This window comes from Paraburkholderia translucens (assembly GCF_020881035.1).
GTDB classification, from domain to species: Bacteria; Pseudomonadota; Gammaproteobacteria; order Burkholderiales; family Burkholderiaceae; genus Paraburkholderia; species Paraburkholderia translucens.
In genome coordinates, this window is the sequence record NZ_JAJITC010000008.1 from 208,464 (window position 1) to 227,383 (window position 18,920).

Annotated in this window: 18 protein-coding genes; 13 read left to right on the forward strand and 5 right to left on the reverse strand. The window is 66.2% G+C overall.

The annotated features are described in order from the left end of the window. The first annotated feature begins 82 nt into the window (after nt 1-82). The 5 genes from fba to LJ655_RS17115 all read left to right on the forward strand — a co-directional run bounded on the left by fba (nt 83) and on the right by LJ655_RS17115 (nt 5,118). The gene (gene fba / locus LJ655_RS17095; RefSeq protein WP_230562424.1) at nt 83-1,147 is read left to right on the forward strand and encodes a class II fructose-bisphosphate aldolase; all 1,065 of its coding nucleotides are present in this window, start codon (nt 83-85) and stop codon (nt 1,145-1,147) included. Nucleotides 1,148-1,290: 143 nt separating this feature from the next. Further along, a complete protein-coding gene (locus LJ655_RS17100; RefSeq protein WP_230562425.1) occupies nt 1,291-2,181 on the forward strand; it encodes a phosphoribosylaminoimidazolesuccinocarboxamide synthase in 891 nt (296 codons plus the stop codon). 57 nt (nt 2,182-2,238) lie between these two features. After that, the gene (gene purE / locus LJ655_RS17105; protein ID WP_230562426.1) at nt 2,239-2,757 is read left to right on the forward strand and encodes a 5-(carboxyamino)imidazole ribonucleotide mutase; all 519 of its coding nucleotides are present in this window, start codon (nt 2,239-2,241) and stop codon (nt 2,755-2,757) included. 104 nt (nt 2,758-2,861) lie between these two features. Next, complete coding sequence (locus tag LJ655_RS17110) at nt 2,862-4,058, forward strand: 5-(carboxyamino)imidazole ribonucleotide synthase (protein WP_230562427.1); 1,197 nt, start codon at nt 2,862-2,864, stop codon at nt 4,056-4,058. A gap of 10 nt (nt 4,059-4,068) precedes the next feature. Beyond that, nucleotides 4,069-5,118: an L-threonylcarbamoyladenylate synthase gene (locus LJ655_RS17115; protein ID WP_230562428.1), complete on the forward strand. Its 1,050-nt coding sequence runs from the start codon at nt 4,069-4,071 to the stop codon at nt 5,116-5,118. A gap of 146 nt (nt 5,119-5,264) precedes the next feature. Here the strand turns inward: LJ655_RS17115 and LJ655_RS17120 are convergent, their stop codons facing one another. From LJ655_RS17120 to dacB, 3 genes are all read right to left on the reverse strand, one after another. Beyond that, the gene (locus LJ655_RS17120; RefSeq protein WP_230562429.1) at nt 5,265-6,476 is read right to left on the reverse strand and encodes an SGNH/GDSL hydrolase family protein; all 1,212 of its coding nucleotides are present in this window, start codon (nt 6,474-6,476) and stop codon (nt 5,265-5,267) included. A gap of 95 nt (nt 6,477-6,571) precedes the next feature. Beyond that, a complete protein-coding gene (locus tag LJ655_RS17125; protein WP_230562526.1) occupies nt 6,572-6,799 on the reverse strand; it encodes a hypothetical protein in 228 nt (75 codons plus the stop codon). 190 nt (nt 6,800-6,989) lie between these two features. Further along, entirely contained in the window at nt 6,990-8,630 is a 1,641-nt protein-coding gene (dacB, locus tag LJ655_RS17130; protein ID WP_230562519.1) for a D-alanyl-D-alanine carboxypeptidase/D-alanyl-D-alanine endopeptidase, read from the reverse strand. Nucleotides 8,631-8,894: 264 nt separating this feature from the next. Here dacB and LJ655_RS17135 point away from each other — a divergent pair, with 264 nt between their 5' ends. The 6 genes from LJ655_RS17135 (at nt 8,895) to LJ655_RS17160 (ending at nt 14,616) form a co-directional block, all read left to right on the forward strand. Further along, entirely contained in the window at nt 8,895-9,557 is a 663-nt protein-coding gene (locus LJ655_RS17135; RefSeq protein ID WP_230562430.1) for a response regulator, read from the forward strand. Nucleotides 9,558-9,561: 4 nt separating this feature from the next. Continuing rightward, complete coding sequence (locus tag LJ655_RS17140; protein ID WP_230562431.1) at nt 9,562-10,860, forward strand: ATP-binding protein; 1,299 nt, start codon at nt 9,562-9,564, stop codon at nt 10,858-10,860. Between the two features lie 167 nt (nt 10,861-11,027). Next, on the forward strand, nt 11,028-12,554 hold the full coding sequence (locus LJ655_RS17145; protein WP_230562520.1) for a DegQ family serine endoprotease: 1,527 nt from the start codon (nt 11,028-11,030) through the stop codon (nt 12,552-12,554). Nucleotides 12,555-12,834: 280 nt separating this feature from the next. Next, nucleotides 12,835-13,329, forward strand: coding sequence for a carboxypeptidase regulatory-like domain-containing protein (locus LJ655_RS17150; protein WP_230562432.1), 495 nt, complete (start codon nt 12,835-12,837; stop codon nt 13,327-13,329). Nucleotides 13,330-13,476: 147 nt separating this feature from the next. After that, nucleotides 13,477-13,857 (forward strand): DUF427 domain-containing protein, encoded by a 381-nt coding sequence (locus LJ655_RS17155; RefSeq protein WP_230562433.1) that lies wholly within the window; start codon nt 13,477-13,479, stop codon nt 13,855-13,857. A 36-nt stretch (nt 13,858-13,893) separates the two neighbouring features. Further along, nucleotides 13,894-14,616: an SRPBCC family protein gene (locus LJ655_RS17160; protein ID WP_230562434.1), complete on the forward strand. Its 723-nt coding sequence runs from the start codon at nt 13,894-13,896 to the stop codon at nt 14,614-14,616. A gap of 108 nt (nt 14,617-14,724) precedes the next feature. Here LJ655_RS17160 and LJ655_RS17165 read toward each other — a convergent pair whose 3' ends face one another. Beyond that, on the reverse strand, nt 14,725-15,720 hold the full coding sequence (locus LJ655_RS17165) for a helix-turn-helix domain-containing protein (RefSeq protein WP_230562435.1): 996 nt from the start codon (nt 15,718-15,720) through the stop codon (nt 14,725-14,727). A 168-nt stretch (nt 15,721-15,888) separates the two neighbouring features. Between LJ655_RS17165 and LJ655_RS17170 the strand changes: the two genes are divergently transcribed. Further along, complete coding sequence (locus LJ655_RS17170) at nt 15,889-16,527, forward strand: isochorismatase family protein (protein WP_230562436.1); 639 nt, start codon at nt 15,889-15,891, stop codon at nt 16,525-16,527. A 97-nt stretch (nt 16,528-16,624) separates the two neighbouring features. Here LJ655_RS17170 and LJ655_RS17175 read toward each other — a convergent pair whose 3' ends face one another. After that, nucleotides 16,625-17,269, reverse strand: a complete 645-nt coding sequence (locus LJ655_RS17175; protein WP_230562437.1) for a TetR family transcriptional regulator — start codon at nt 17,267-17,269, stop codon at nt 16,625-16,627. Nucleotides 17,270-17,694: 425 nt separating this feature from the next. On the opposite strand from LJ655_RS17175, the gene LJ655_RS17180 reads away from it, so the two are divergent. Then, nucleotides 17,695-18,918 (forward strand): efflux RND transporter periplasmic adaptor subunit, encoded by a 1,224-nt coding sequence (locus LJ655_RS17180; RefSeq protein WP_230562438.1) that lies wholly within the window; start codon nt 17,695-17,697, stop codon nt 18,916-18,918. Nucleotides 18,919-18,920: the final 2 nt, after the last annotated feature.

Below are 18,920 nucleotides of genomic sequence, written 5' to 3' on the forward strand. Positions count from 1 at the left end.
GGAACGTCACCCGCTTCGCGATAAAATCGCCGCAAGAGATGCCGACGGCAAGAGAATTCGTTTCAATCCAAGGAGTTTGAGCATGCCTCTCGTATCAATGCGTCAACTGCTGGACCATGCCGCGGAAAACGGCTATGGACTTCCGGCATTCAACGTGAACAACCTGGAGCAGGTGCAGGCAATCATGGCCGCGGCCGACAAGGTCAACGCCCCGGTCATCATGCAGGCGTCGGCTGGCGCGCGTAAGTACGCGGGCGAGCCGTTCCTGCGTCATCTGATCGAAGCGGCGGTCGAGTCGTATCCGCACATCCCGGTCGTGATGCACCAAGACCACGGCCAGTCGCCGGCTGTGTGCATGGCGGCGATCCGCAGCGGCTTCACGAGCGTGATGATGGACGGTTCGCTCGAAGCCGACGGCAAGACGGTCGCATCGTACGAGTACAACGTCGAAGTGTCGCGCAAGGTCGTGGAAGCGGCGCACTCGATCGGCGTCACCGTCGAGGCTGAGCTGGGCGTGCTCGGTTCGCTCGAAACGATGAAGGGCGACAAGGAAGACGGCCACGGTGCCGAAGGCACGATGACGCGTGAACAGCTGCTGACCGATCCGGAGCAGGCCGCCGACTTCGTCAAGCGGACCCAGTGCGACGCGCTGGCCATCGCGATCGGCACCTCGCACGGCGCCTACAAGTTCAGCAAGAAGCCGACGGGCGATATCCTCTCGATCCAGCGCATCAAGGAAATCCACCAGCGCATTCCGAACACGCACCTCGTGATGCACGGCTCGTCGTCGGTGCCGCAGGAGCTGCTCGCGGAAATCCGCGAATTCGGCGGCGACATGAAGGAGACCTACGGCGTGCCGGTCGAGGAAATCCAGGAAGGCATCCGTCACGGCGTGCGCAAGGTCAACATCGACACCGACCTGCGTCTCGCGATCACGGGCGCGATTCGCCGCTACATGGCGACCAACCCGAGCAAGTTCGATCCGCGCGATTACCTGAAGCCGGCGCGCGAAGCCGCGATGAAGATCTGTATCGACCGTTACATGCAATTCGGCTGCGAAGGCCAGGCTGGCAAGATCAAGCCGGTTTCGCTTGATAAAATTGCTGAGAAGTACAAGTCGGGCGAGCTCGCGCAAGTCGTCCGCTAAGCTGTAATTTTGGCTCCGCGCCTGGCCGCTCGCTTAGCCGATTGGCCAGGTTGTCGTCCGATCGCCGTTCCCGCATCATGGGGAACGGCGTTTCCCTTTTGTTCCGGTCACATTTTCTGCACCACTTTTAGCGAACCACGACGATGTCTACCCTCTACGAATCCACGCTCCGCTCGCTGCCGCTGCTCGGCCGCGGCAAAGTCCGCGACAACTATGCGGTGGGTAACGACCAGCTGCTGATCGTCACGACCGACCGTCTGTCGGCGTTCGACGTGATCATGGGCGAGCCGATTCCGAACAAGGGCCGCGTGCTCAACGCGATGGCGAACTTCTGGTTCGAGAAACTGCAGCACGTGGTGCCGAACCACCTGACGGGCGTGGCGCCCGAGTCGGTGGTCGCGCCGGACGAAGTGGAGCAGGTCAAGGGGCGCGCGGTCGTGGTCAAGCGTCTCGAGCCGATCCTCGTCGAGGCGGTGGTGCGCGGCTATCTGGCCGGCAGCGGCTGGAAAGATTACCAGGCCACCGGTTCGGTGTGCGGCGTGCAACTGCCGCCGGGCCTGCAGAACGCGCAGAAGCTGCCCGAGCCGATCTTCACGCCGGCCGCCAAGGCCGAGATGGGCCACCACGACGAAAACATCACTTACGACGAGATGGAGCGCCGCATCGGCACCGAGCTGTCGGCCACGATCCGCGACATCTCGATTCGCCTGTACAAGGAAGCCGCGGACTATGCGGCGACGCGCGGCATCATCATCGCGGACACGAAGTTCGAATTCGGGCTGGACAACCACGGCAAGCTGTACCTGATGGATGAGGCGCTCACGGCCGATTCGTCGCGCTTCTGGCCGGCGGACCAGTACCAGGTCGGCACGAACCCGCCGTCGTTCGACAAGCAGTTCGTGCGCGACTGGCTCGAAACCCAGCCGTGGAAGAAAGAGCCGCCAGCACCGAAGCTGCCGGACGACGTGGTCGCGAAAACGGGCGAAAAGTATCAGGAAGCGCTCGGGCGCCTGACCGGCCATAAGCTCGACTGATCTGATCGCGCGCGCCGTGTCAGGCGCGCATCGCCGGGAAACAAGGAAGCCGTAAAAATGAGTGAAGCACAAACCGCCCATACGCATGATGCGCCGGTCGTCGGCGTATTGATGGGCTCCAGTTCCGACTGGGAAGTGATGAAAAACGCCGTCGCGATCCTGCAGGAGTTCGGCGTGCCGTACGAAGCGAAAGTGGTGTCCGCGCACCGCATGCCCGACGAAATGTTCGCCTATGCTGAAAGCGCGCGCGCGCGCGGCATTCGCGCGATCATCGCGGGCGCGGGCGGCGCGGCGCATCTGCCGGGCATGCTGGCCGCGAAGACCACGGTGCCGGTGCTCGGCGTGCCGGTCGCAAGCAAGTATCTGAAGGGCGTCGATTCGCTGCATTCGATCGTGCAGATGCCCAAGGGCGTGCCCGTCGCGACGTTTGCGATTGGCGAGGCGGGTGCCGCGAATGCGGCGCTGTTCGCGGTGTCGCTGCTGTCCGGCACGAGCGTCGAATTCGCGGACAAGCTCGCTGCTTTCCGTGTGCGCCAGAACGAAGCGGCTCACGCGATGGTATTGCCGGCGCTGTAAGCGCGCCGGCTGTTTTTAATGACGTCTCCTGTCCGACCCCCGGCCGGATGCCCGCCGCTCGCACTGCGAGCGCGACGCGTATCAGGCCGCGACCGACCACCAAGATGAACCCTGACAACACCCCGGTTTCACCGATTCTGCCCGGCGCATGGCTTGGCATGGTCGGTGGCGGCCAGCTCGGCCGCATGTTCTGCTTTGCCGCCCAGGCGATGGGCTATCGCGTCGCCGTACTCGACCCGGACGAGACCAGTCCGGCCGGCGCGGTCGCCGACCGCCACCTGCGCGCGGCCTACGACGACGAAGCGGCGCTGACCGAACTCGCGCGGCTGTGCGCCGCGGTGTCGACCGAGTTCGAGAACGTGCCGGCCGCGAGCCTCGACTTTCTCGGCAAAACCACGTTCGTGAGTCCGGCGGCGCGGTGCGTCGCTGTTGCCCAGGACCGGATTGCCGAGAAGCGCTTTATCGCGGGCGCGGGTGTGACGGTTGCGCCGCACGTCGTGATCGAGTCCTCGGATGCGCTTGCGGCGCTCGGTGATGCCGAGCTTGAAGCGGTGCTGCCGGGCATCCTGAAAACGGCGCGCATGGGCTACGACGGCAAAGGTCAGATTCGCGTGGGCAACGCCGAGGAAGTGCGCGAGGCGCATGCGTCGCTCGGCGGCGTGCCGTGCGTGCTCGAGAAGCGCCTGCCGCTGAAGTTCGAGGTGTCGGCGCTGATCGCGCGCGCGGCAAGCGGGGCGTCGGTCGTCTATCCGCTCGCGCAGAACACGCATCGCCACGGCGTGCTGTCGCACACCATCGTCCCCGCGCCGGACGCGTCGCCGGCGCTCGTGCAGCAGGCTCAACAGGCCGCCCTGCAGATCGCCGAGAAGCTCGGTTATGTCGGCGTGCTGTGCGTCGAGTTCTTCATTCTCGAAGACGGCTCGCTCGTCGCCAACGAAATGGCGCCACGCCCGCACAACTCCGGCCACTACACGGTCGACGCCTGCGCGACGAGCCAGTTCGAACAGCAGGTGCGCGCGATGACCGGTATGCCGCTCGGCGACACGCGCCAGCATTCGCCGGCGGCGATGCTGAACATCCTCGGCGACGTGTGGTTCCCGGACGGTCCGAAGCGCGCGGCGGTCACGCCGCCCTGGCAGGAGGTCGCCGCGATGCCGGCCGCACGACTGCATCTGTACGGCAAGGAAGAGGCGCGTTGCGGCCGCAAGATGGGCCACGTGAACTTCACCGCGCCGACGCTCGAAGAAGCCCGCACCGCGGCGCGTGATTGCGCACGGCTGCTGCACATCGCTACCAGCTGACGCGCGCGCCATGCCGGATCAACACAAACCCGCCGAAGACGCTTCGAACGCGTTGCCCGTCAGCGCCGCGCAGATCGAGCACGCGGCGGCGTTGCTTGACGCCGGTGAACTGGTCGCATTTCCGACGGAGACTGTCTACGGACTCGGCGGCGATGCCGAGAACCCGGACGCGGTCGCGCGCATTTACGCGGCGAAGGGGCGGCCGGCCAATCATCCGGTGATCGTGCATCTCGCGCCGCACGGCGACCCGAACTACTGGGTCGAGCATCTGCCGGCGGACGCGCAGCGCCTGATCGACGCCTTCTGGCCGGGACCGCTCACGCTGATCCTCAGGCGCGCCGCGCGCATTCCGGCGGCGGTCAGCGGCGGGCAGGATTCGGTAGGGCTGCGCTGCCCGTCGCATCCGGTCGCGCAGGCCTTGCTCGAAGCATTCAGCGCGTTGCGTGGCGGACACGGCGGTGTCGCCGCGCCGTCGGCGAACCGTTTCGGCCACGTGAGCCCGACCACCGCACAACATGTACGCGACGAGTTCGGCAGCGCGATTCATGTGCTCGACGGCGGCGCGTCGGATGTCGGGATCGAATCGACGATTCTGGATCTGTCGCGCGGCTTTCCGGCGCTGCTCAGACCGGGGCGCGTGACGCCGCAGGATATCGCCGACGTGCTCGGCGAGGCGCCGCGTCTGCCCGACGGCTCGGATGCGACCGCGCCGCGCGCGTCGGGAACGCTGAAGGCGCACTACGCGCCACGCACGCCGCTCGCGCTGCTGCCGTTTGGCGAGCTCGAGCCGCTGCTCGCGGTGCGCGAGGCGGGCGAGCGCGTCGCGCTGGTTGCGCGCGCATCGCGGGCGGGCCAGTGGGCCGATGCAGAGGGCGTGCATTTCGTCGCCGCGCCAGAAGATCCGCACGTCTATGCACGCGAGCTATACGGCTTGCTGCGCGCGCTCGATCGCGCCAACGTCACGCGGATTCTGATCGAGAAGCTGCCGGACACGATCGAATGGATCGCGGTCAACGATCGGCTCGGGCGCGCGGCGGCGGCTTTCGAAGCGCAGAACTGAAGCGATCGGCTCGCTGCCTTGCATCGGGAGGCCAGCGGAAAATGATAAAGGCCCGGCTCGTTGAACGAGCCGGGCCTTTTGCCATCTGAGTAACCTTAGCTCCGCGGCCTTGCTGTCGATCCAGCTACCCCGCGGCCGACAACGCGTTACTTGCCAAGCCCGCTCGCAGCGATCTGCGACTCGACCTGCTGCGCGAACAGCGCCCAAGTATGCGTGGTCGGATGCACGTTGTCCGCGAACACGTAGCTCTGATCGGCACCGGCCACCGTGTAGGTCTGCGGCGAGCAGAACAGCGACGACCCGAACGCGCTGCCCCACGACGCCGCCGTCTGGCCCGATGCGAGCACGCTCGGATTGGCCGTCGCGTAGGCGGTCGCGGCCGCGGCCATCGACGTCAGGTTACAAGCCGTGCCCGTATTCGACACGCTGAAGCCGAGCGATTGATAGTTCGCCAACGTCTGGTCCAGCCACGCGTACGAGTCCACGTAAATGACCTGCGGGACCGACCCGAGTTCTTGCTTCAGCACGCCGTTGTAGAGCTGGACGAGCCCGGTGATGAGCGCCTGGCCCTGTGCGCCTGCGGCGAGACCTTGCGGCGTCTGCGCGATGTCCGGCAGGTTCGACACCACCACATGCGTTGCACCCTTCGCGACGATGTTCTGCAGCACCGTGCCGGCGAACGTCGTCGCCGCGGTGTAGATCGCCGTCTGCGCGGCGCTCACGGCCTGCGCCGTCGCGGCGGTGGCCGCTGCTTGCGGGTCGCCGCCGGCTGCGATCGCTGCCTGCGCCGCTGCCGGGCCGGCAGCCGAAACCGCTTGCACCCAGTAGAAGATATCGTTCGCGCCGCCCTCGATCAGCACGAGCTGGTTCGAATTGAAGCTGTTGTTGTGCGCGGCCAGATACTCGCTGACCTGCGTGGTGACCGGCACCGTGGTCGCGGCCATATTGTTCGGCGCGTAGCCGATGCCCGGCTGCAGATCGACACGGGCGCCGCCCTGCGCATAACCGAGACCGCCCGCCGCGGTGAGCGGCGCGCCGAAGCCGCCGACGTACGCGGCGGTGAGCGTGCCACCGTAATACTCGGCAACCTTTTGCGTCCAGACTTCGCCCGGGTTCGTCGTGAAGCGGCCGCCGCCCGTGCCCACGTTCGCCTGGACCGACGGCTGATAGGTGCCGACATCCGACAGGCTGTCGCCGAACGACACGACCTGCAGCTTGACGCCCCCCGCCGGCGTGCTGCTCGAATTATTGTCGCTGCTGCCGCCACCGCACGCCGCGAGCGCGGCGAACGCTGCGCTCGCCAGGGCGATCTGCGTGGCGCGCATCCATTGCTGTTTTTTCGAAGCGGTTTGATTCATGTTGACTGCATCTCCTCGTATGTGTGGCTCTTGATGCCATGTATTGCAGGCAGCGTCCGTCGCGTCGGCGGCGTGACGACAGCTTGCAGAATCTTCTACGGCTTGGGTGAGGCCCGAAGCGCGATCGTACCGTTCAGGTTCAAGCCTCGGGGTTCGGCGGTGGTTTTGCTCATCCAGCGCACCCGATGACCGCAGCGATGCAACACGTAATGGACCGGGTCCTGCGCGAAGAACAGCGCAACGAAGTGCCCCGCCTCCCAGCCGATGCAGGCAAGAATGACGGGCGCCATCGCGAGCAACAGCAATTCGGCATCGAATTGCATCGAGTCTCCCTTCCTGGTCCCTGATCACCGCGCGGTACGCGGCGGGTGGTGTCGTTATCGTTCGTGCGGGTCGCGTGGTCTGAACGACCGGGCGTCCTGCGCGCCAGGCGCGTGATGCCGTGCGCCGCATGTTGCCCGACAGCGTACACGGTTAGCAGCTTGCCGCGCGCCGCATCGCTAGAAGGAATACTCAGTGGGCGCCGCGCCTGCGCGGGTTTTTCCTGGGCTTCTCGCGCGCTTCCCCGATGGGCGCGGAGACCTTCGTGAAGCCTTGCGACGGGCCGTCGTATACCCATTCGAGCAGCGCGTCGTGCGCGGCGCGCGCCGCTTCCGAATGAGGATCGTTGATCAGGCTCACGACGACGTAGCTGTTGCCGTCGGCCGACGCGACGTAGCCGGCGATCGCACGCACGTCGCGCAGCGTGCCGGTCTTGATGTGCGCGTTGCCGCCCGCGCCCTGGGTGGTCAGCCGGTTGCGCATGGTGCCGTCGACACCCGCAATCGGCAGCGAGTCGACAAACACCTGCGCAACCGGACTCGCGTTCGCGCGTTGCAGAAGATCGGCGAGCGCGAGCGCGGTGATGTGCTCGTCGCGAGACAGGCCCGAGCCGTTGTCGAGCGTCAGGTACTCGGTGTTCAGGCTGTCGCGCTGCAGGAAAGCTTCGACCGCGCGCGCGGCTTTGTCGGGCGTCGCGGGCGGCCTTTCCTCGGCAGCACCGATCGTCAGGAACAGATTGCGCGCCATCGTGTTGTTGCTGAACTTGTTGATGTCGCGAACGATGTCCGACAGCATCGGCCCCTCGTGCGTCGCGACGAGCTTCGCGCCGGCCGGTACCGCGCCTTCGCGGGTCGTGCCGGTGAACGTGCCGCCAGTTTGCTGCCATAACGCGAGAAAGCCGCGCACGAAGAACGTCGAGTGATCGAGCACGGCGATGTTGATCGTGCGTGCATCGCAGCGTACCGGAAAGTCGCCGGTGAACGATGCGTCGATCGTGCCGTCGGGCTGCGGTGTGACGGTCGGCGTCGGCACCTCGCCGCGGCACGGGCCGTTCGTCGCGCGCAGCTGGTTGTCGATGCGCAGCTGCGCGAGCGCGGGCAGCACGTCGATCGCCACGGTGCCGTCCTGCGATGGCGTCAGCGTGAACGACAGCGATTTGAACGCGTACAGCAGCGGATCGGGGCCGACGTTGTATGGCGCGTTGACGTCGTCGTCGAACGCGGGGAGCTCGCGCGTCGACGGATCGAAGTACCGCTTGTCGAGCACGAGCGCACCGTCGATGCCGTTGATGCCCGCCTTGTGAATCTTCTGCACGAGATCGATCAATTCCTCGGGCACGAGCTTGGGATCGCCGGTGCCCTGCATGTACAGATTGCCATGCAGCACGCCGCTCGCGTCGAGCGTGCCGTCGGCGTATGCGGTGGTGCGCCAGCGGTAGCCGGGTCCGAGGATCGACAGGCCCGAGTAGGTGGTGACGAGCTTCATCGTCGAGGCGGGCATCATGGGCTTGCCGGCGTTCAGCGCGACGATCGGCGTGCGGTCGCCGACCTTTTCGATGACCACGCTGATCGACGACAGCGGCACGTGCGCGCGCTGCAGACCGGCCATCACCGCCGGCGGCAGGACCGTCGTGACGTTGACACTCGGATGCGCGGCCCTGACGCGCGCCGCTGCGGCCTGCGGCAGCAGTGCGCTCGCACCGAGCGCTGCGGCGAAGAGCCACACGGCCGCACGCGGCACGAAGCGCTGAGGCATGATGGCTGCACGGTTGAACATACTGCGCGGACGCAGCCCCATACGGCGTACCACAGAAGACAAAAAAGCGTGCGTCATGAACGGGTGAACGGGCAAACAGACGAGCAGGATTTCAGGGCGCGCGGCGAGCGGCATGCGGCGAGCGCGGGACGATGGAACTACCATCCGGCCGCTCGGACGGCGCACCAACGCGCCGCGTGCCACCCGACGGACGTCGCGCGACGCAAAGCGCCCATTGTAGTGACATGCCACGGCGCTGCGGTGAAAAAAGCGCCACACGCCGCGCAGCCCGAAGGCGGGCGCTAGAATGCGGCATCATCAAATGTTTCGGAACGGACAACCATGCGCATCCTGCTAGTCGAAGATGACCGGATGATCGCCGAAGGCGTGCGCAAGGCGCTGCGCGGCGAAGGCTTCGCCGTCGATTGGGTCGAAGACGGCGAAGCGGCGCTGCGCGCGGCGGCCGCCCAGCTTTACGATCTCGCGTTGCTCGACCTTGGTCTGCCCAAGCGCGACGGTCTCGAGGTGCTGCGCGCACTGCGTGCGCGCGGCCATGCGCTGCCGGTGCTGATCGTCACCGCGCGCGACGCGGTTGCCGACCGCGTCAAGGGCCTCGACGCCGGCGCCGACGACTACCTTGTCAAACCATTCGATCTCGACGAACTCGGTGCGCGCATGCGCGCACTGATCCGACGTCAGTCCGGACGCAGCGATTCGACGATTCGCCACGGCACCCTGACCCTCGATCCCGCGTCGCACCAGGTGACGCTCGATGGCGCGCCGGTCGCGCTTTCCGCGCGCGAATTCGCTCTGCTTGAAGCGTTGCTCGCGCGGCCCGGCGCGGTGCTGTCCAAGAGCCAGCTCGAGGAAAAGATGTATGGCTGGGGCGAGGAGATCGGCAGCAATACCGTCGAGGTCTATATTCACGCGCTGCGCAAGAAGCTCGGCGCCGATCTGATTCGCAACGTGCGCGGGCTCGGCTACATGATCGCGAAGGAAGCCTGAGCCGATGCGCTCGATTCGCCGTCAATTGCTGTTCTGGCTGCTCGCGCTCGTGCTGCTCGGCGTAGGCATCGCAGGCTGGCTGATCTATCGGCAGGCGCTAGCCGAAGCGAACGAGCTGTTCGATTACCAGCTCGAGCAGATTGCCGCGGCGCTGCCGGCGGAGCCATTCTCGCAGGTGCTTGGACGCGATACCGGCGACGAGGGCATCGTGCTGCAGATCTGGAATCGCAACGGCATGCTGATGTATTACTCGCGGCCGCGCGCGCCGCTCGCGCCGCGCGCCGAGCTCGGCTTTTCGACGGAACGTACCGACCGCGGCGACTGGCGCGTGTATGGCGCGATCGTCGGCGACAACGTCGTGCAACTCGCGCAGCCGTTGTCGGTGCGCAACCGGCTTGCCGCCGACGTCGCGCTGCGCACGCTGTGGCCGCTGATCGTGCTGCTGCCGCTGCTCGGGCTCGCGGTGTGGGTGATCGTCGGCCGCGGGCTGCAACCGCTGCGACGCGTGACGAGCGCGCTCGACACGCGTCGTCCCGAGGCGCTCGATCCATTGCCCGATCGGCGCTTGCCGCTCGAAGTGCAGCCGCTCGTGCGCGCGCTGAATGGGCTGCTGCAGCGGCTCGCGACCGCGCTCGACATCCAGAAGGCGTTCGTCGCCGATGCCGCGCACGAACTGCGCACGCCTCTTGCCGCGGTGCAGATTCAGGCGCAACTGGTCGCGCGCGCGAAGGACGACGCTGCCCGCGGCGAAGCGCTCGCCGATCTGCACGCGGGCGTCACGCGCGCAACGCGCCTCGCCGAGCAGTTGCTCGCGCTCGCGCGCGCCGAACCGGACGGCGCCGCTGTCGCCGAGACGCTTGATCTGCGCGAACTGCTGCGGGAGTGCGTCGCGACCTACGCGCCGCTCGCGGTGAATCGCGGCGTCGACCTCGGCATCGAGGCGAGCGAGGCCGCCAGCGTGAGCGGCGACGCCGAAGCGCTGCGCGTGATGTTCAACAACCTCGTCGACAACGCGACCAAGTACACGCCTCACGGCGGCCGCGTCGACGTGAGCCTGCGCGTCGAGGAAGGCCATCCGGTAGTGCGGATCGCCGACAGCGGCCCGGGCATCGACCCGGCCGATCGCGAGCGCGTGTTCGACCGCTTCTATCGCGCGGGCGCGGGGGCGAATCGTGCACGCACCGATGTGGCGGGCAGTGGTCTCGGTCTCGCGATCGTGCGCCGGATCGCCACCCAACATCATGCGGAAGTGTCGCTCGACGAATCGACGGCCGGCGGTTTGCTGGTGGTCGTACGTTTTTGACAATGGCGGTTAGTCCTTCGGACAAACTCGCCGTTCGTGCCGCCGCGACGGTTCCGGCGGACCATCGGAAAAGGTTCCCACGATCTGGCGCTGCTTAAGACTCGTTTAAGTGAGGCCGCTTACGCTCGTCGACATCCAAAGTCACTTTCTCCAATCAGGAGCTCATGATGAACGCGAAAACCTTGTCCCGCGGCGCCGTTGCGGTAGCGGTCGCCGCTGCTCTTTCAGCCGGCTACGCGGCAGGCCATCGCGACGTGCCCGCGCCGCAGATCATCTCGCCGGCGGAAGCTGCCGCGATGATGCCAGCCGAAGCGGCGGCCAAGACCGGTGTCCCCGATTTCTCCGGTCTCGTCGAGACCTACGGTCCGGCTGTCGTCAACATCAGCGCGAAGCACGTAGTCAAGCAGACCGCCCTGCGCCGTAATGGCGGCACCCTCAATGGCAACCAGTTGCCGATCGATCCGAACGATCCGTTCTATCAGTTCTACAAACGTTTCTTTGGCGGCATGCCGGGCGTACCGGGCATGCAAGGCGGCGATGGCGGCGACGTGCCCGATCAGCCGAGCGCGAGCCTCGGTTCCGGCTTCATCGTCAGCAATGACGGCTACATTCTGACGAACGCGCACGTGGTCGATGGCGCGAACGTCGTCACTGTGAAGCTCACCGACAAGCGCGAGTTCAAGGCGAAGGTGGTCGGCGCCGACAAGCAATCCGACGTCGCCGTGCTGAAGATCGACGCGAGCAATTTGCCGACCGTCAAGATCGGCGATCCGCGCCAGAGCAAGGTTGGTCAGTGGGTCGTCGCGATCGGCTCGCCGTACGGCTTCGATAACACCGTGACCTCGGGCATCATCAGCGCGAAGTCACGTTCGCTGCCCAACGAGAACTACACGCCGTTCATCCAGACCGACGTGCCGGTGAACCCGGGCAACTCGGGCGGTCCGCTCTTTAATCTGCAAGGCGAAGTGATCGGCATCAACTCGATGATCTACTCGCAGACGGGCGGCTTCCAGGGCCTGTCGTTCGCGATTCCGATCAACGAGGCGATCAAGGTCAAGGACGACCTCGTCAAGACCGGTCACGTGAGCCGCGGCCGCCTCGGCGTCGCGGTGCAGGGCATGAACCAGACGCTCGCCAATTCGTTCGGCATGCAGAAGCCGCAAGGCGCGCTGGTCAGCTCGGTCGACGCCGGCGGTCCTGCGGCCAAGGCTGGCCTGCAACCTGGCGACGTAATCCTGTCCGTGAATGGCGACGAAGTCAGCGATTCGACAGATCTGCCGGGGAAGATCGCCAGCCTCGCACCGGGTAGCTCGGCGACACTGAAAGTGTGGCGCGACAAGGCCAGCAAGGACGTGAAGGTGACGATCGGCTCGTTCTCGGACGCAAAGGTCGCGTCCGCGGCCAAGACCGATGAGCAGACCCAACTGCAAGGGCGTCTCGGCGTCGCCGTGCGGTCTCTGACGCCGGAAGAGAAGAGCAGCGCCTCGGTGTCGCATGGTCTGCTCGTGCAGCAGGCGGGCGGCGCGGCGGCGAGCGCCGGCATCCAGCCGGGGGATGTGATTCTCGCGGTCAACGGCCGTCCGGTCACGAACGTCGACCAGCTGAAGCAGATGATTTCGGGCGCAGGCAACAGCATTGCGCTGCTGATCCAGCGGGACAACGCGCAGATTTTTGTGCCCGTTGATCTCGGCTGATCCAGTATCCGGGCGGTTCGAACGGATCGCCCAACCTCGTAAGAGCTGTAGTAGCGATTGCCGGTCCTTGGTATTTACTCCAAGAACCGGCTTTTTTTCGTCTGTCCGACCTACGGCGTCCGCGCCCGGCGCGCGTAGGCGGAACGCGCGCCGTGCCTCGGAATCATGACAGCCGCGCCGTTTCGGTCGATGCAACCGGACGATTGGCACACAGGTTGCTGACCTCCATGAATTGAGCCATCCCGGTACCTGGGAAGGGCTTCGACAAGAGGGCGAACCGATGAAAACTCAACGCAATCTGCAACGGATCGTAGCCGGCGCGCTGTGCACGGCGCTTACGCTCGCAGTGGCGGGCGGTGCGTACGCGCAGCAGGCAGGCGTCGCCGGCGGCTCGACCATCGATAACACCAGCGCGGGCAACACCAACGGCGGCGGTCTGCCGCAGGTCCAGCAGCAGGGCGACGTGTCGTACGTGTCGGGCGGTGTCGGCCTCGATGAGTCGCAGGCGCTGCGAAGCGCGCAAAGCCAGTGGCCGCTGACGCTGCGCTTTACCGGACCCAACGCCGAGTTTCTGGCCGACGTGCACGTACGTATCGTCGATGCGCACAACGGCGAAGTGCTGAACACGACCTCGCGCGGCCCGTTCATGCTGGTACGCCTGAGCCCCGGCCGCTACACGGTGCACGCGAAATACAACGACAGCGAGCAGACCCGCGCGGTCAGCGTGCCGGCGCATGGCAACGTCAAATCCGCGTTCGTCTGGAACGTGACGTAGCGGACAGGTCTGCTTCCCGCCGCGCAGGAGGCCTACGCAATCGGCCAAAGTTTGGCCGATAATGAAGCCACGGGCCTCTGCCGTGGCTTCGCCGTTCCCGCGGTGACAGCCGCCATTGCAGCGCCCATCCCATCACGGAGCGTGGACATGAGCGATGCATCGACATCTGCGGGACGGCCGGACGGTCATACCATTGTGATTCGCGACAACAGCCACCGCGTGCGCGTGATTCACGGCGGCGTGACGATGGCCGACACCCAGGCCGCGCTGACGCTGTCGGAGACCGGCCTGCCCGACGTGTTCTATTTCCCGCGCGAGCACGTGAACATGGCCCGGCTCGAACGCTCGACGCACTCGACGCATTGCCCGTTCAAGGGCGACGCGTCGTACTACCATCTGCGCACCGAAGATGGCGTGATCGAGAACGCGGTGTGGAGCTACGAAGCGCCGTTCGAGCAGGTTGGGCGGATCAAGGGCTATCTCGCTTTTTACGCATCGCGTGTCGACCGCATCGATCAGACGTCGTGATCCTGCAGTCGGAGCCGTTCATCGGGGGAGGTTGTCATGGAACTGAACGACGCGTTACGGATTCCGCTGCCGCTTACCGTAGTCTGGGAGGCGCTGCAGGATCTCGCGCTGTTGCGTGCCAGCCTCGACAACTGCGAGTCGTTCGCGCGTCTTGCCCACGGCGAATACGCGCTGACGATGACTGTTCCGCTCGGCCCGCTGCGCGCGCATTACGAAGTGCGCGCGCACGTCGCCGGCCAGGATTCCGGCCCGGCGGACGCGCAGCGCCGCACTATCAGCTTCAAGGCGCGCGCCGAGGGCATCGGCGCGCTGCGCGGTCAGATCGAAGTGCGTTTGCGCGCGGACGACGACCGGGAGAGCGGCACCCGCATCGATTACACGATGTGGGCGACGTCGTCGGGACCGCTCGCCGAGCTGCCGACGCGCCAGCTCGAAAGCGCTCTGCGTCAGCTGGCCGACGATTTTTTCGCCGAGTTCGACGCCGTCGTGCGCGCCAAGCACGGCAAGGGGCCGAACCGCGCGCGCGGCGAGGCGCCGCGTCGCCAGTACGTATTTTTGCGGCCGATCACGCTTGGCGGCCTCGCGCGGCGGGCGCGCATCGAGCACAGCCATGCGTTGCCGGGACGCGCGGCGAGCGCGTCGCATAGCTGGTCGCACCACGAGCCCGGCCAACATGTCGTGCCGTACTGGGCGTGGGCCGGGATGATTTTTCTGGTCGCGCTGCTCCTGTATCTCGCACGCTGGTTCAGCGAGCATTGAGGCGCCGGGTCCGGTGCGGCGTCTCCTGGCGCGCGCGACTGACGCGTACGTGCGACTACGAAATTCCGGTGGCGCACTACGAAATGCCGGTGCTCTCGCCGCCTTCGCCTAATCTCCGCGAAACTCCCGCCGCCACGCGCTCGGCGACGTGCGAAACGCTTCCCCGAAATGCTGCCGCAGCGAGGCCGCTGAGCGGAATCCGGCGTTCGCCGCGATCGCTTCGACCGACTCGTCGGTGCCTTCCAGCAGTTGTTGCGCACGTGCGAGGCGCTGGGCGAGCAGCCACGCGCCGACGGTGGTGCCGGTCGCCAGCCGGAAACGTCGCGTGAACGTACGGCGGCTCATCAAGGCGCGTGCGGCGAGCGTGTCGAGCGTATGCGGTACGGCCAGATTGCCGCTCATCCAGTCGAGCAGACCCGACAGGCGGTCGCCGCGCGGATTCGCCGGCATTGGCTGCTCCACGTATTGCGCCTGGCCGCCCTGGCGGTGCGGCGATACGACGAGCCGGCGCGCGACATAGTTCGCCGCCCGCGCGCCGCAGATCTTGCGCAGCACGTGCAGGCAGCAGTCGAGACCGGCGGCCGTGCCGGCCGAGGTCAGCACGTTGCCGTCGTCGACATACAGCACGTCGGGGTCGAGCCGCACGCGCGGGTAACGGCGGGCGAAGTCGTCGGCCCAGACCCAGTGCGTCGCAGCGGGCCGTCCATCGAGGATACCCGCGGCGGCCAGCACGAACGCGCCGAGACACAGGCTCACCAGCAGCGCGCCGCGTGCATGGGCGGCCCGCAGCGCGTCGAGAAGCGCGGCGGGCGGCGGTTCGTCGGGATCGCGCCAACTCGGCACGATGATCGTGTGCGCGTCGGCGAGCGCGTCGAGTCCATGCGTGAGCGCGATCGAGAAGCCCGCGGTCGTCGCAAGCGCGCCCGTCTCCGCGGCGCAGACGCGGAAGTCGAGGGCCGGCACCTCGCCGCCGCGGCGGTCCTCGCCGAACACGACGCACGGCACCGACAGGTGGAACGGGCTGATGCGGTCGAACGCGACGACGGCTACGACGTGGCGCGGTACGGGGTCGGGAAGATCCCCGGAAGGTCTGGATGCGGACATGCCGGACGCCTCATGAATGGCGGAAGTGTGGCCCGATTCTAGCGAAAGTTGTCATCCGGGCCGCTGTCGGCGCGCGGGCCGCGGAGCAACAATGCCTCCATTACCGCGGCGCTGCGGCCATCAGGCTGGGCGCGCGTCGTCGACCTTTTTCTGACACGGAGTCTTGCCATGACCACATCCTCACCGCGCCGCGCGCTGATCGTCATCGACGTCCAGAACGAATACGTGAGCGGCGACCTGCCGATCGAGTTTCCGGACGTGCGGACATCGCTCGCCAACATCGGTCGCGCGATCGATGCGGCACGTGCCGTCGATGTTCCGGTCGTGGTGGTGCAGAACGTCGCGCCGGCTAGCTCGCCGCTGTTCGCGCGCGGCAGCGCGGGCGCCGAACTGCATACGGTCGTGAGCTCGCGCGCGCATGACCATTTCGTCGAGAAATCGCTGCCGAGCGCGTTCACCGGCACCGATCTGGCAGACTGGCTCGCAGCCCGGCAGATCGATACGCTGACCGTCACCGGCTACATGACCCACAACTGCGATGCCTCGACGATCAACCACGCGGTGCATGCGGGGCTCGCGGTCGAGTTCCTGCACGACGCCACCGGTTCGGTGCCGTACGAGAACAGCGCGGGCTTCGCGAGCGCGGAGGAGATTCATCGCGTGTTCAGCGTGGTGCTGCAGTCGCGCTTCGCTGCGGTCGCCAGCACCGATCAGTGGATCGCGGCGCTCAAGAGCGGCGCGCCGCTCGAGCGCGGCAATATCTATGCGTCGAATCAGGCGGCGCGAGCGCGGCGGGCGGCTGCCTGACCCGCAGCGCATTGGATGAGCGGCCCGTCTACCCAAAAAAACAAACGGGCGGTTCACCGGACCGCCCGCTTTCTGAACCTGCCACCCTTGCGTCCTGCTACGCCGGCGCCTTCCTGCGCAACGCCGGACTCAGGCGCAACGCGTCGAACATCGCTTCCACCATCTGCTGCGCATGCGCGCCGAAGTCGGTCGCTTCGGGCAAAAACAGCATGTCGCGCAGCGAGCCGCCGACAAAGGCATGCACCATCGCCGTGGCGAGCTTGGTGTCGAGATCGGCAGGCAACTGGCCCTTGGAGACCGCGTTACGCAGACCGCCTTCAATATTGGCGAGCCCCTCGCGCATATTGGTCTGATACCGTTCCATCACCGGTCCCATATCCTCGACCAGCTCACACTTCAGGAACAGGATGTCGAACACGCGGCGGCGGCGCGGGTCGTTGGCGGTGTCGCGCAGGCAGACCACGCAGGTTTCCATGATCAGGCCAAGCGGATCGGCTGCGCTCGGGTCGTTCGACGCCGCCTTCAGTTCGTCGAGCGGCAGCAGCACGCGATCGAACATTTCGGTGAAGAGATCGCTCTTGTGCGCGAAGTGCCAATAGATGGCGCCGCGCGTGACGCCCGCGGCCTGTGCGATATCGGCCAGCGACGTGCGCGATACACCTTTCTCGAAAAAGACCTGTTCGGCCGCGTCGAGAATCCGGTTGCGCGTCTCCAACGCCTCTTCTTTGGTTCTTCTGACCATATTGGTGTGACCTGCGCTGATCCTGGAGTTTCTCCGGGGTGGTTTGAAGTCAATCCGATGACAATCTGACTACTTTCCCCACCAATGACGAAGCGAACTTGCGTACATCGCCCTCCAACTGATGTAAATGCACTTATACATGCATCCGTGGATGTATATATAATAGCACCCCATGATCGGATAGCCCAAGCTGCGACGACCGGTTAATATCCGTCACTGCTGCATGCCAACACGCAATCACACCCGCCAAACGGCGGTCCTGTGCGGCACTCCCCGATATGGCGCGTTCGTGGCAGGGCGTCCTGCAGGCGAACGTTTGCATCCGTGGGCTTCCGGTTGAGCGTCGCGAGACGCCTGTTTGCGCTGTCGTCCCCGGGGTAGGGGCGGGCGCTTTTTCATTCCCAGTCTTTGACAGAGGTCGCTCCATGCGCGTCGAACGGGTTCCATTCCGCTTAATCAGTGCCGCGACGGCTGCCATCTTGCTGGCGGCATGCGGACCAAAACAATCTGCTCCGCCGCCACAGACCCCCGAAGTCGGCGTCGTCACCCTGCAGCCGACGACCGTTCCCGTCATCACCGAACTGCCCGGCCGTACCAGTGCTTTCCTCGTCGCGCAGGTGCGCGCGCGGGTCGACGGCATCGTGCTGCGCCGCGAGTTCACCGAAGGTAGTGAGGTCAAGGCCGGCCAGCGTCTGTACAAGATCGATCCGGCGCCGTACATCGCGTCGTTGAACAACGCCAAGGCAGCGCTTGCGAAGGCACAGGCGAACCTCGCGTCGACCACCGCGCAGGCCAATCGTTATAAGGTGCTGGTCGCCGCGAACGCGGTCAGCAAGCAGGACTACGACAACGCGGTCGCCGCGGAAGGCCAGGCAGCCGCCGACGTCGCCGCGGGCAAGGCTGCGGTCGATACCGCGCAGATCAACCTCGGCTACACCGACGTGACCTCGCCCGTGAGCGGCCAGATCGGCGTGTCGCAGGTTACGCCGGGCGCCTTCGTGCAGCAGAGCGCGGCCACGCTGATGGCCACGGTCCAGCAGCTCGACCCGGTCTACGTCGACCTCACGCAATCGAGCCTCGATGGTCTGAAGTTGCGCCGCGACATCCAGGAAGGGCGTCTGAAGACGACGGGTCCCAGCGCCGCGCAGGTTTCGCTGGTGCTGGAAGACGGCCGCGTGTATCCCGAGAAGGGCAAGCTGCAGTTCACCGACGTGACCGTCGACCAGAGCACCGGCTCGGTCACGGTGCGCGCGATCTTCAAGAATCCGAACCACGTGTTGCTGCCGGGCATGTTCGTGCGCGGGAAGATCGACCAGGGCGTCAACCAGAACGCGCTGATCGTGCCGCAAGTCGGCGTCACGCACGACCAGAAGGGTCAGCCTACCGCACTCGTCGTCGGCGCGGACAACAAGGTCGAACTGCGTCAGCTCGTCACCACGGGCACCTTCGGCACGTACTGGGTGGTCTCCGACGGCCTGAAAGCGGGTGACCGCGTGATCGTCCAGGGCGTCGACAAGGCGCGCCCCGGCCAACAGGTCAAGCCCGTGCCGGCGCAACTGCCCGGCACCCCGGCTTCCGACGCCGCCGCGAATGGCGCGCAGACGGGCCAACCCGCGGCTCAACCTGCCTCCGCCGCGTCAGGCGCGTAATA